The sequence below is a fragment of the Gemella sp. oral taxon 928 genome (assembly GCF_001553915.1).
Lineage (GTDB): Bacteria > Bacillota > Bacilli > Staphylococcales > Gemellaceae > Gemella > Gemella massiliensis.
Window position 1 is genome coordinate 735,295 of sequence record NZ_CP014233.1, and the last position, 12,447, is coordinate 747,741.

Below are 12,447 nucleotides of genomic sequence, written 5' to 3' on the forward strand. Positions count from 1 at the left end.
GGAGAGCCTAGAATTTTAACTTTAGGTTTATTTTTTTATTTGAGAAAGAAATAAATTTGATGGTTAACTTGATAAGTTTTAACATTCAAGCTATAATAGTAAAGTAACTTTTAAAGGAGATATTAAATGAAATTAGAAGAGTTTAATTTTAATTTACCAGAAGAGTTGATAGCACAAACTCCGTTGTTAAAACGAGATACTAGTAAATTACTTATGGTTGATAGAAAAAACAATAATTATAAACATAAGGTATTCTCTGATATTATAGATTATTTTAATCCCGGAGATACATTAGTTCTTAATAATACCCGTGTAATGCCGGCACGCTTATATGGGGAGAAAAAAGGAACCGGTGCAGCTATTGAGGTACTACTTTTAAAAACTAAAGAACATAATATTTGGGAGTGTTTAGTAAAACCTGCCAAAAGAATAAAAATAGGAAGTATTGTTTCATTCGGTGACGGAGTTATGGAAGCGGAGTGTATCAAAGTAATGGATGATGGCTTTAGGTATTTTAAGTTTAGCTATGAGGGAATTTTTCAAGAACGTCTTGATGAACTGGGAACAATGCCACTGCCACCGTACATAAAAGAAAGATTAATTGATAAAGAACGTTATCAGACGGTTTATTCAAAAGAAATCGGCAGTTCAGCGGCTCCAACGGCAGGGTTACACTTTACAGAAGAATTGTTGAAAAAAATAAAAGAAAAAGGTGTAAATATTGCTTATTTGACGCTTCATGTAGGTCTTGGAACATTTCGCCCGGTTGTGACTGAAAATATTGAAGATCATGATATGCATTCTGAATATTATACAATTGATGAAGAAACTGCAAATATAATCAATGAAACAAAAAAAAGATGTAATAAAGTTTTTTCGGTTGGAACAACTTCTACAAGAACTTTAGAAACTATTGCTAGAGATAATAATGGAAAGATAGTTGCGGCTTCCGGATGGACAAATATATTTATTTATCCGGGATTTGAGTTTAAATGTGTAGACGGTTTGATAACTAACTTTCATTTGCCGAAATCATCACTAATAATGTTGGTTAGTGCATTTTATAGCAGAGAAAAAGTGTTAGAATTATATAAGATTGCAGTGGACAATAAATATCGTTTCTTTAGTTTTGGAGATGCGATGATGATAATATGATGTTTGAGAAAGGATTATGTAATGAGAGATGTAAGAGAAAATGCAGTTTGGTATGAGCATATTAAAACTTGTAAACAGTCAGGAGCAAGACTTGGTATAGTTCATACTCCGCATGGTAGTTTTGAAACTCCGGTATTTATGCCGGTAGGGACACAGGCAACAGTTAAAGCAATGTCGCCGGAAGAAGTTAAAAGTATGGGAGCAAATATTATTTTATCCAATACATATCATCTATGGCTTAGACCCGGAGAGGGTATAGTAGAAAAAGCCGGAGGTCTTCATAAATTTATGAATTGGGATGGGAGTATTTTAACCGATTCAGGAGGATTTCAAGTATTTTCATTAAGTGATTTAAGAAAAATAGAAGAAGAAGGAGTTCATTTTAGAAATCATCTATCGGGTGAAAAATTATTTTTATCTCCTGAAAAAGCTATGGCTATTCAAAATTCACTTGGTTCTGATATTATGATGGCATTTGATGAATGTCCTGATTTTAATCATGATTATAAATATATTAGACAATCTGTTGAAAGAACTTCACGTTGGGCAGAACGTTGTCTAAAAGCACATAAAAATCCGAAAACGCAGAGTATTTTTGGGATTGTGCAAGGTGCAGGATACGATGATTTAAGAAAACAAAGTGCAAAGGATTTAGTGAGTTTAGATTTTCCGGGATATGCAATTGGAGGGCTTTCAGTTGGGGAACCTAAGCATGAAATGTATAGGGTATTAGAATATCTAACACCGTTATTACCTACAAATAAGGCACGATATTTAATGGGTGTAGGATCTCCTGATGCGTTGTTTGAGGGTGTATTACGTGGTGTTGATATGTTTGATTGCGTATTACCTACGCGTATTGCACGAAATGGAACATGTATGACGTCGCAGGGAAGAGTTGTTGTAAAAAATGCAAAATATGCGGAAGATTTTACCCCGCTGGATTCGGAGTGTGATTGTTATTGTTGTAAAAATTATACTAAGGCATATCTTCGCCACTTATTTAAAGCAGATGAAATATTTGGAGCAAGGCTTACATCAACACATAATATACATTTTTTAATTAATATGATGAAAAATATTCGTAAGGCAATTATGGAAGATAGATTATTAGATTATAAAGAAGAATTTTTCGAAAAATATGGTTTAAATCAGGAAAATCCTAAAAATTTCTAATAATACTAATATTTATAGTTTATTTTTTTAAAACATTATAGTAGAATAAACATATACAGAAATTCGGAGGTAAAAAATATGCCAAGTCAATATATTAATATAATAATGATAGTTGCATTATTTGGTTTTATGTATTTTATAGTGATAAGACCGCAATCAAAACGAAATAAAGAATTAAAATTATTACAGGATTCTTTAAAAGAAGGTGACAGAATCGTCACATTCGCCGGGATATACGGAGATATAATAGAAGTAGGAACACTGACAGTTAAGGTAAGAATAGCACCTAAAGTAGAAATTGAGTTGGACAGAAATGCTATTCGTAGTTTAGCGGCTAAATAAAATAAAAATCGAGGATAGAAAAATTTTCTAATCTTCGATTTTTATTTTATAATATTTTAAAAAATAAATTTATTACTTACCAAATACGTTTTTCCATTCAGATTTTTTATCTAGGAATTTTATAGCTTCTTGCTTAGCGCCTTTTAGGGAGTGAGAAGCTGCCCAGCCGCATTGTATTTCATTGCAAGCCGGGACTTCAGTAGCAACAAGAACATCTTCCAACGTCTTGGTAAGAGCTTCTACTACCGCCTCATAGCTATCATTATTTATTACTGATAAATAAAACCCTGTTTGACAACCCATTGGTCCAAAATCCAAAACATTATCAAGGTGATTACGAATTAATTCTGCAATTAAATGTTCAAGAGAATGAAGGCTTGGCATTGCTAAATGTTCTTTATTCGGCTGGCAAAATCTAATATCATATTTATATATTTTATCACCATTTTCTCCGCTATATACTCCAACAAGCCTAATATAAGGTGCAACTACTTTAGTATGATCAAGGTTAAAACTTTCAACATTCATTTTTTTATTAGTCATCGTTATTCTCCATTAAAAAATAAATTTTCGATTGTAGTGTAATTATACTATATTTTTTCTAAATAAAAAAGTGTATAATTAATATAAAAAATTGTGTAAAAATACAATAAAATTGACTTATGGTAACGGATAGATTTATCTAAATTCTTTTCTTTTTTTACTTGTTATTTTTTTTACCTCCAACTGAGCTGCTGGGAGATAGCTTTTTCCATTTTTCAGTAAGTTGCAGATAATGTTGGTGATTTCAATAAAATCTTCTTCAACATACCCTTTAGTAGTCATAGCCGCTGTACCTAAACGAAGTCCGCTTGTTTTTGCCGGCGGTAACGTATCAAACGGGATACCGTTTTTGTTACATGTGATATATGCTTTACTTAGTAAATCACTGGCATCATGACCGTTAATACCGTAAGTAGTAAAGGTATCTATTAAACAAAGGTGATTATCACTTCCGTTACTTACAACAGGAATATTATTTTGTTTAAAAGTTTTAACCATAGCTTTCATGTTATTTAGAACTTGTTGTTGATAAAGTTTAAATGATGGTTGTAAAGCCTCATTAAAGCAGATTGCTTTTGCTGCAATAATATGCTCTAACGGACCGCCTTGGGCTCCCGGGAAAATCATTTTGTTGATTTTAGTAGCTATTTTTTCGTTATTGGTTAATATAATTCCTCCACGAGGGCCACGAAGAGTTTTATGTGTGGTAGAAGTTACAACGTCAGCATAAGGTAATGGAGAAGGATGTAATTTAGTAGCAACAAGCCCTGCGATATGAGCCATATCAACCATTAAGTAAGCATTGACTTCATCGGCAATTTCTCTAAATTTTTTAAAATCTATTATACGAGAATAAGCACTCGCCCCGGCTATAATCATTTTAGGTTTATACTCTTTTGCAAGTTTTAACACTTCATCATAATTGATAAGATGAGTATCTTTAGTGACGCCATAGGAGATAGCATTAAATATTTTTCCGGAGAAGTTTACACGACTACCATGTGTTAAATGTCCTCCCGAATCCATGCTCATACCAAGAACAGTATCCCCCGGATTTAGTAAAGCCATGTAAACTGCAATATTAGCACTAGAACCGGAATGAGCTTGAACATTGACAAATTCAGCATTAAATAATTTTTTTAGTCTTTCAATAGCAAGAGTTTCTATTTCATCAATAACTTCACAGCCGTCATAATATCTTTTTCCGGGATAACCCTCGGCATATTTATTGGTAAGAATACTTCCGGTTGCTTTTAGTATATTTTCTGAAACAAAATTTTCACTAGCAATGAGTTCAATATTTGTATTTTGACGATCTTTTTCTTTTTCAATAAGTTCAAAAATTTTATCCATTAAGAGCTCCTTTATAATTAGATTTGTAGAGATGATAGTTTCTCAATTTTTATAGAAATATTTTAACATATGATAAATTGAAATCAAAACAAATGAATTGAAATTAAGTTCGGGGTTTAGGTAGAAAATCGAAATTATTTGTGCTATAATTATAGAGGAATACGGCTGTATTACTATATCGAACCAAATTTAAGGAGAATATTTAAAATGCTTGTAGATAAACCGTTGAAGCTATTTTCATTGAATTCTAATATTCCACTGGCAAAACAAGTTGCAAATTCACTAGGGGTGGAACTTAGTAAATGTAGTGTTAAAAAGTTTAGCGATGGGGAGGTTTCTATCAATATTGAAGAAAGTGTTAGAGGTTGTGAGGTATTTGTTATTCAATCAACAAGTGAACCTGTAAATGACAATTTAATGACGCTTTTAATTATGATTGATGCTTTAAAACGTGCTTCTGTAGATACTATTAATGTAGTAATTCCATATTATGGATATGCAAGACAAGATAGAAAAGCGAGAAGTAGAGAACCGATTACTGCTAAATTGGTAGCTAATCTTTTAGAAGTAGCTGGAGCTGACAGAGTAATTGCCTTAGACTTACATGCACTTCAAATTCAAGGTTTCTTTGATATTCCGGTAGATCATCTTATGGCAGTACCGATTATTGCGAAATATTTTAAAAACAAGTTAACGGATATGGACGATGTTGTTGTTGTTTCCCCCGATCATGGAGGAGTTACACGTGCCAGAAAATTAGCGGATTCGTTGAATACGCCGATAGCTATAATAGATAAAAGAAGACCTAAACCGAACGTTGCGGAGGTAATGAATATTGTAGGTAATATCGAAGGGAAAACGTGTATTCTTATAGATGATATTATAGATACGGCAGGAACTATTACACTGGGAGCTAAAGCACTTAAAAATATGGGTGCAAAAGAGGTGTATGCAAGTTGTTCGCATGCTGTATTAAGTGGGCAAGCGTTGGAAAGAATAGAGGATTCTCCAATTAAAGAGTTGGTATATGCAAATACAATTCATATACCGGAAGAGAAAAAATTAGATAAAATGGTTCCGTTATGTGTCGGTGAATTGATTGCTAAAGCAATTTATAGAATTCATCACAACGAACCGGTAAGTGTTCTTTTTGATTAATATAAAGTTTTTGAAGATTAAAAAAAGGCAGCGAATTCGTTGCCTTTTTAAATATTAATTAAGAAAGGAGAAAAAATGAAATTAATTGTTGGGCTTGGAAATCCCGGTAAACAATATGCAAATACAAGACATAATATAGGATTTATGATCTTAGATGAATTAGCAAAAAACTGGGGAGTCAGTTTTGATAAAAATAAATTTAATGCTGATTATACGGTTGCTTATTATAACGGGATAAGGTATTTATTAATAAAGCCGACAACTTATATGAATTTATCAGGTGAGGCTTTAAGGAAATTTTATGATTATTTTGAAATAGATATAGATGATATACTTGTAGTTTATGATGATTTAGATACTAAAACAGCAAGTTTTAAATTGAAGGCAAAAGGAAGTAGCGGTGGGCATAACGGTATAAAAAGTATTATTTCACATTTAGGCACCGAAAATTTTAATAGGTTAAAGATTGGGATAGATAGACCGACACCTCCAATGAAAGTTGTTGACTATGTACTCGGGAAATTTTCAAAAGAAGAAATGAATGAAATAGAAAAAATTTATAAAAAAAGCATTGATGCTATAGAAGATTTTTCAAAAATGAATATAGTAGAATTAATGAATAAGTATAACTAAAAAGAATTATTATAATTAAAGTATCGAAAGTATTTCAAAAATAAGTAACATAGTAATGTAATTTATTGGAAAGTAATGCAGATTATATACAGAATTTTATATATAATGAAGAACTGTTAATTATTTTAGTGTTAAAGTGTTTCATTTTTCAAATAATTTGTATAAAACTTTCTTACTATAAAATATTTATATATGTTATGTTTAAAATATTATGTAGGGGTAGATCTATAGATTGATTTCTATAAAGTTACGATTTTAGATCCACACCCTATTTGCCGTGTAAAAATTTTTGTAAAAAGGAGGATGAAATGTTACTTAAAAATTTATTTGAAATTGTAGATTTAAATTTTGATAAACGTTATAAAAATATAGGAATTTATGGTCATAATATTACTACAAAAGCATTACAAATTTTTAATGAATTTGAAAAAAACAAAAAGATGACCATAGTATTCACTCAAGGGAAAGCGGAAGCAGAAGAAATTTTTTCATTAATAAGTGAGTTCGAAGAAGAAACTTATTTATATCCGGAAATTGATGTGCTAAAACGTTTTGTAACTAAAAGTAATGATTTGATTCAAAATTCAATACAAGTGTTGGAAAATCTTGTAAATAATATTCCCAGCATTATTATTATTCCGATAGAAGCAATATATAGAACTATAAAAAAACCGGAGGATTTTAAAAATAATAGTTTTGAAATTACACTTAATACCGTTATTTCTTTTGAAGATCTTCAAAAAAGATTAGTTAATATGGGATATAATCGAGTTAATAGCGTTGATGTAGTCGGAGAATTTTCTAAACGTGGGAGTATTGTTGATGTATTTAGTCCGTTAAGTAATAATCCAATCAGGTTAGATTTTTTTGATGATGAATTAGACAGTATAAGAGAGTTTGATATTGTTACGCAAAAATCATTAAAAAAGCAGGAAAAAACCTATATTTATCCAACTAGCGATTTCTTTTTAACCAACAGAGAAAAAAATATGGTTATTAATAATATAGTGAAAAAATTGGACGACAAAGTTTTACATAAAAAAGAAAATTATAAAGAAATTAGTGAGTACCTTAATCAAAAGATAGAGCTATATCAGGCAACAAATGATTTTAGTGAATTAGAAAATTTTTCAAATTTAATTTATGATAAAACATACAGTGTAATAGATTACCTACCCGAGGATAGTATAATTTTCTTTGATAATTATAATAAAATAGTAGAAAAACAAGAAAATCTTAAAGAATATTTTTTGGTAAATTTATCGGAGATGAATAGAAATTATATTTTTCAAGATATTATTGATAATATTGCTTTCGAAAAATTATTAAATATTAATACAACGAAGTATTATCTGTCAAATTTAAAGTTAAGTGATAAAATAATTGAAAAAAATTATAATTTAGATGTTATAGATTTGACTTATTACGCAAATGAAGAGTTTTTAGTTAAAGAAATTAGAGAAAAATTAAATAATAAATATAAGGTTATTATTTCTTTGAATAATCAAAAACAAAAAAATTATATAGAAAAAATACTTTTTGATAATCACTTTTATGATGATATTTACTATGGAATAAAAGAAGGTAAGATATTTGTAGATATAAATAAATTTAATCTGAAAGGTTTTGAAGATAGTAAAGATAAAATATTATTACTTACACCTTATGAACTTTTTGTAAAAGAAGGTAAGAAAAAACGTAGAATCAATTTCAAATATAAAAATTCTGAAAAAATAAGAAATTACCAAGAATTAAATATTGGGGATTATATTGTTCATGTAAGTCATGGGATAGGATTATATAAAGGTATAGAAAATGTTGAAGTCGGTGGCGTGTACAAAGATTTTTTAAAAATAATTTATGATGGTGGAGATATAATTTATGTTGATATTCATAATATGAATTATATCCAGAAATATACAGCCTCTACTGATAATAGAAAGCCGGCATTAAATAAACTTGGTACTAAAAAATGGCAACAAGTTAAGTCAAAAGTTAAAAAAGAAATTGAAGATATTTCAGAAGATTTAATAAAATTATATATTAAACGAGAATTAAATAAAGGTTATGCTTTTAGTTTAGATAGCATTGAACAAGGTGAGTTTGAGGCTGATTTTAATTTTATTCCGACTGACGATCAAATAAAAGCAACGGAAGAAATAAAACGGGATATGGAAAAAGAGCGTCCTATGGATAGACTTTTGTGTGGTGATGTTGGATTTGGGAAGACGGAAGTTGCTATGCGGACAGCGTTTAAAGCGGTTATGGACAATAAGCAAGTTGCTATTTTAGTTCCGACAACTTTGTTGGCTGAGCAACATTATGAAAATTTTGTTACAAGATTTGAAAACTTTCCAATTAATATTGAAGTTGTAAGTAGGTTTAATACAATCAAAGATATAACCCGAATTGTTAAAAGACTTGAAGAGGGGCAGATTGATATTATAATAGGCACGCATAAACTTCTTAACGATAAATTTAAGTATCGTGATTTAGGGTTATTAATAATAGACGAAGAACAACGTTTTGGCGTAAAACATAAGGAAAAAATAAAATATTTGAAAAATACGGTTGATGTACTAACTCTAAGTGCAACCCCTATACCAAGGACATTACATACGAGCTTAATAGGAATAAGGGATTTGTCGGTAATAGAAACACCTCCGAGAGAACGTCAGCCCATTCAAACTTTTGTTGCAGCTGAAAATAAAATGATAATAAAAGAGGCGATTTTGAATGAAGTGGCACGAGGAGGTCAAATTTTTTACGTTTATAATAGGGTAGAAACTATTGATGAAAAATATCTTGAACTAAAAGAAATGCTTCCGGATGTAAATATCGCTTTTGCACATGGAAGAATGAGTCAAAAAGAATTGGAAAATATAATGGCAGATGTTATCGATAAAAAATACGATGTTTTAATAACAACTACTATAATAGAAACAGGTATTGATATTCCGAATGTTAATACTTTAATAGTAGAAGATGCGGACAAATTTGGGTTAAGTCAACTATATCAATTGCGTGGACGAGTAGGAAGAAGTACACGAGAAGCATATGCTTATTTAATGTACAAACCTTTTAAATCCTTAACAGAATCTTCAGAAAAACGGTTATCAGCGATAAAAAACTTTACAACATTAGGTAGCGGTTTTAAAATAGCTATGCAAGACTTATCGATCAGAGGTGCCGGAGATGTACTGGGGGGACGGCAACACGGCTTTATTGATTCGGTAGGTTATACACTATACTCGCAAATGCTGGAGCAGGAACTTATGTTGAAAAAAGAAATATTAGAACCGATTTTATCCCGAGATAAAAATCAAGATATTGCATACTATGAAAATATTATAAAAGAAACAGCTCCAAAAATTAAAACAGATATATTTGAAGTAGAAAAGGATAATGTAGAAATAAAATTAAACGTTGATGCTTTTATTCCTAAAGAATATATTAATAGTGACGGAGATAAAATTGATTTTTATAAACGATTAAACAATGCAAAAACATTTGAAGAAATAGAAGTAGTGGTAGAAGATTTAATTGATAGATTTTCAGATTTCGGAAGTGAAGTGGAAAATCTTATTGATATATGTTATCTTCGTATAATAGCTAAAGATACTTATGTAGAAAGTATAAAAGAGCTCGCTAATAAGGTAGTGATTACCTTTAATAAAGATATTTTTAATAGTTTGAACGGTAAGGAGTTATTTACGGCATTAAACGTATATAGAGATGTTAAAATTGTTGCAAAAGATGGTTTCTATTTAGAAGTTGATAAAAAAGATAATTATAATATTAGACGTCTTACAAAGCTGCTAAGAATAGTAAATGATAATTTAATAAAGGAAAAAGAAGATGAAAAATAGATGTTTATGGGCGAAGAATGAATTAGATATTTTATATCATGATAATGAATGGTGTAGACCTACACATAATGAAAGAGAATTTTTTGAATATTTGGTGTTAGAAGGAATGCAAGCAGGCCTTAGCTGGTCATTAATTTTAAAAAAACGAGAAAATTTTAAACGTGCTTTTAATAACTTTGATTATAAGATTTGTGCAAATTACTCAGATGAATATTTAGAAAATTTACGTCAGGATGAAAGTATAATTAGAAATAAATTAAAAATTTACAGTGTTAGAAAAAATGCTAGAGCATTTTTAGAAATACAAAAAGAATTTGGAACTTTTGATAATTATATTTGGAAATTTTCAGATTATAAAACAATACAAAATAATTTTAACAATAGTAGTGAAGTGCCGAGCACCAGTGATTTATCGGATAAGATTAGTAGAGATATGAAAAAACGTGGTTTTACTTTTGTCGGAAGTACGATTATTTACAGTTTTATGCAGGCTATAGGAATGTTAAATGATCATACTGGAGAGTGTTTTTGTTATAAAGAATGCAGTAAAAATTAGAAAGCAAATTAGAATTAATTTTAGAAAAAGTTAAACATATAAGTAAAAATTAGGTACAATTTTCCATTTAAAATATTTATTGCTAATTTACTGTTTATCCACATATACTGATTATTTTATTTAGTTATTAGATATTTATTAATACTTTTTAACTTTACATTATCGAAATAAGAAAGTATAATGGATAAGTATTTGAAATAGGTGATTGGATAAATTTTAATGAACAAAAGAATTGTACGAATTGAAAATATAAGTAATGGGAAACAATACAAGGAATTGTTTTATGCTGAAATAAAAAAAATAAAAGCAATTCCCAAAATGCCTAGCTGTGAGTTTAAACATATCGGAGCAACCAGTATGACAAATGTATTAGGAGAAAATATTGTCGATATTTTGGTCATAGTAGAAAATTTACATGAAATAACAACTTTTGATGAAAAGAGATTAAATAATATAAATTATCATAGAATAGCTCACAATAGCATCAAGGGTGTTATAAAATATGCACGTCTTACTGATTATTTTAGTATGAATTACGATGTTGTTTTATATGTCGTTCAAAGAAATACGAATATTTATAACGATTTTTTGAAAAGTATAGAATTACTTTCTTATGATAATATAAAAGTAGAGTATAATGACTTTAAGAAAAGATGTTTAGAATTATCATTTAAAGAGTATTCAAATGAAAAAGCAAAATTTATTGGTGAAATTTTAAAGAAGGTTAGAGTAGATGATAGAAGTAGATAAATTAAGAAAATTATTAAGTGATAGTGAAGTATTGGAAAATGAACCTTTAAGGAAGTATAGCTTTACAAAAACCGGAGGAAATGCTCAAATACTTGTAAAAGTAAAAAGTGAGAAAGACTTTCAAAATGTTATTCGCTTCAGTAACAAAAATAAAGTAGAGTTAACTGTTCTTGGAAACGGTTCTAATGTTCTTATTTCTGATAACGGAATAAAAGGTATAGTCGTTATAACTAGTGAAATGACTGCTATAGAGCTACATAATGATATAATATCATGTTATGCTGGTGTAACTTTAAAAGAACTTACAGATTTTTGTATAAAAAACTCATTGACAAATTTAGAATTTTCGTGTGGAATACCCGGTAGCATAGGAGGCGCAATATTTATGAATGCGGGAGCCTATGGTGGTGAAATGAAAGATGTTGTTTTAAAGGTAGAAGTTTTTGATAGAAACGGTAATAAAAAAGTTTATTCAAATAATGAAATGAATTTTAGTTATCGACATTCTACTATTCAAGAAACAAAAGAAATTATTTCAAAAGTATATTTTAAAATGACTAAAGGTAATAAAGATGATATAATCGCCAAAGTTGATGAATTGAATAAGTTAAGAGGTGAAAAACAACCGCTCGAATATCCTTCATGCGGTTCAGTATTTAAGAGACCGGTTGGTTACTTTGCAGGGAAGTTAATTCAAGATGCAAATTTACAGGGGGTAACTGTCGGCGGGGCACAAGTGTCTAAAAAACATGCAGGTTTTATGGTGAATATCGGTAATGCAACTTGTGAAGATTATAAAAATTTAATAAAAAAAGTTCAAGAAGAAGTTCTAAAAAATTCCGGTGTTAAATTGGAATGTGAAGTGAAAATTTTAGGAGAATAGGTAAAAGAGTTAGTCCTTTTTTAAAATGA

General features: G+C 29.5%; 11 protein-coding genes. 9 read left to right on the top strand and 2 right to left on the bottom strand.

Annotation, left to right across the window (positions count from 1 at the left end; translation table 11 throughout):
- Nucleotides 1-126 precede the first annotated feature (126 nt).
- From queA to yajC, 3 genes are all read left to right on the top strand, one after another.
- Complete coding sequence (gene queA, locus AXE85_RS03300) at nucleotides 127-1,155, top strand: tRNA preQ1(34) S-adenosylmethionine ribosyltransferase-isomerase QueA (RefSeq protein ID WP_062173119.1); 1,029 nt, start codon at nucleotides 127-129, stop codon at nucleotides 1,153-1,155.
- A 21-nt stretch (nucleotides 1,156-1,176) separates the two neighbouring features.
- Nucleotides 1,177-2,331, top strand: a complete 1,155-nt coding sequence (gene tgt, locus AXE85_RS03305) for a tRNA guanosine(34) transglycosylase Tgt (protein ID WP_062173120.1) — start codon at nucleotides 1,177-1,179, stop codon at nucleotides 2,329-2,331.
- A 78-nt stretch (nucleotides 2,332-2,409) separates the two neighbouring features.
- Nucleotides 2,410-2,673: a preprotein translocase subunit YajC gene (gene yajC, locus AXE85_RS03310; protein ID WP_062173121.1), complete on the top strand. Its 264-nt coding sequence runs from the start codon at nucleotides 2,410-2,412 to the stop codon at nucleotides 2,671-2,673.
- A 72-nt stretch (nucleotides 2,674-2,745) separates the two neighbouring features.
- Here the strand turns inward: yajC and AXE85_RS03315 are convergent, their stop codons facing one another.
- Both AXE85_RS03315 and glyA read right to left on the bottom strand, forming a co-directional pair.
- Complete coding sequence (locus tag AXE85_RS03315; protein ID WP_062173122.1) at nucleotides 2,746-3,216, bottom strand: S-ribosylhomocysteine lyase; 471 nt, start codon at nucleotides 3,214-3,216, stop codon at nucleotides 2,746-2,748.
- A 135-nt stretch (nucleotides 3,217-3,351) separates the two neighbouring features.
- The gene (gene glyA / locus AXE85_RS03320; protein WP_062173123.1) at nucleotides 3,352-4,569 is read right to left on the bottom strand and encodes a serine hydroxymethyltransferase; all 1,218 of its coding nucleotides are present in this window, start codon (nucleotides 4,567-4,569) and stop codon (nucleotides 3,352-3,354) included.
- A gap of 207 nt (nucleotides 4,570-4,776) precedes the next feature.
- On the opposite strand from glyA, the gene AXE85_RS03325 reads away from it, so the two are divergent.
- The 6 genes from AXE85_RS03325 (at nucleotide 4,777) to murB (ending at nucleotide 12,418) form a co-directional block, all read left to right on the top strand.
- Nucleotides 4,777-5,727, top strand: a complete 951-nt coding sequence (locus AXE85_RS03325) for a ribose-phosphate diphosphokinase (protein WP_062173124.1) — start codon at nucleotides 4,777-4,779, stop codon at nucleotides 5,725-5,727.
- Nucleotides 5,728-5,802: 75 nt separating this feature from the next.
- Entirely contained in the window at nucleotides 5,803-6,360 is a 558-nt protein-coding gene (gene pth / locus AXE85_RS03330; protein WP_062173125.1) for an aminoacyl-tRNA hydrolase, read from the top strand.
- Nucleotides 6,361-6,668: 308 nt separating this feature from the next.
- Nucleotides 6,669-10,229 carry a transcription-repair coupling factor gene (mfd, locus tag AXE85_RS03335; protein WP_062173126.1) on the top strand — a complete coding sequence of 1,187 codons (3,561 nt, stop codon included), beginning with the start codon at nucleotides 6,669-6,671 and terminating at the stop codon, nucleotides 10,227-10,229.
- Nucleotides 10,219-10,785, top strand: a complete 567-nt coding sequence (locus AXE85_RS03340; RefSeq protein ID WP_062173127.1) for a DNA-3-methyladenine glycosylase I — start codon at nucleotides 10,219-10,221, stop codon at nucleotides 10,783-10,785. Before mfd ends, AXE85_RS03340 begins: the two co-directional genes overlap by 11 nt.
- Before the next feature lie 219 nt (nucleotides 10,786-11,004).
- On the top strand, nucleotides 11,005-11,535 hold the full coding sequence (locus tag AXE85_RS03345) for a GrpB family protein (RefSeq protein ID WP_062173128.1): 531 nt from the start codon (nucleotides 11,005-11,007) through the stop codon (nucleotides 11,533-11,535).
- Nucleotides 11,519-12,418: a UDP-N-acetylmuramate dehydrogenase gene (gene murB / locus AXE85_RS03350; protein WP_062173129.1), complete on the top strand. Its 900-nt coding sequence runs from the start codon at nucleotides 11,519-11,521 to the stop codon at nucleotides 12,416-12,418. The genes AXE85_RS03345 and murB overlap by 17 nt, the downstream gene beginning before the upstream one ends.
- Nucleotides 12,419-12,447: the final 29 nt, after the last annotated feature.

What these genes read in the sequence shown, in the direction of transcription:
- mfd (WP_062173126.1), top strand. Translation starts at nt 6,669, where the DNA reads ATGTTACTTAAAAATTTATTTGAAATTGTAGATTTAAATTTTGATAAA.
- queA (WP_062173119.1), top strand. Translation starts at nt 127, where the DNA reads ATGAAATTAGAAGAGTTTAATTTTAATTTACCAGAAGAGTTGATAGCA.
- yajC (WP_062173121.1), top strand. Translation starts at nt 2,410, where the DNA reads ATGCCAAGTCAATATATTAATATAATAATGATAGTTGCATTATTTGGT.
- AXE85_RS03315 (WP_062173122.1), bottom strand. Translation starts at nt 3,216, where the DNA reads ATGACTAATAAAAAAATGAATGTTGAAAGTTTTAACCTTGATCATACT.
- glyA (WP_062173123.1), bottom strand. Translation starts at nt 4,569, where the DNA reads ATGGATAAAATTTTTGAACTTATTGAAAAAGAAAAAGATCGTCAAAAT.
- tgt (WP_062173120.1), top strand. Translation starts at nt 1,177, where the DNA reads ATGAGAGATGTAAGAGAAAATGCAGTTTGGTATGAGCATATTAAAACT.
- murB (WP_062173129.1), top strand. Translation starts at nt 11,519, where the DNA reads ATGATAGAAGTAGATAAATTAAGAAAATTATTAAGTGATAGTGAAGTA.
- AXE85_RS03345 (WP_062173128.1), top strand. Translation starts at nt 11,005, where the DNA reads ATGAACAAAAGAATTGTACGAATTGAAAATATAAGTAATGGGAAACAA.
- AXE85_RS03325 (WP_062173124.1), top strand. Translation starts at nt 4,777, where the DNA reads ATGCTTGTAGATAAACCGTTGAAGCTATTTTCATTGAATTCTAATATT.
- pth (WP_062173125.1), top strand. Translation starts at nt 5,803, where the DNA reads ATGAAATTAATTGTTGGGCTTGGAAATCCCGGTAAACAATATGCAAAT.
- AXE85_RS03340 (WP_062173127.1), top strand. Translation starts at nt 10,219, where the DNA reads ATGAAAAATAGATGTTTATGGGCGAAGAATGAATTAGATATTTTATAT.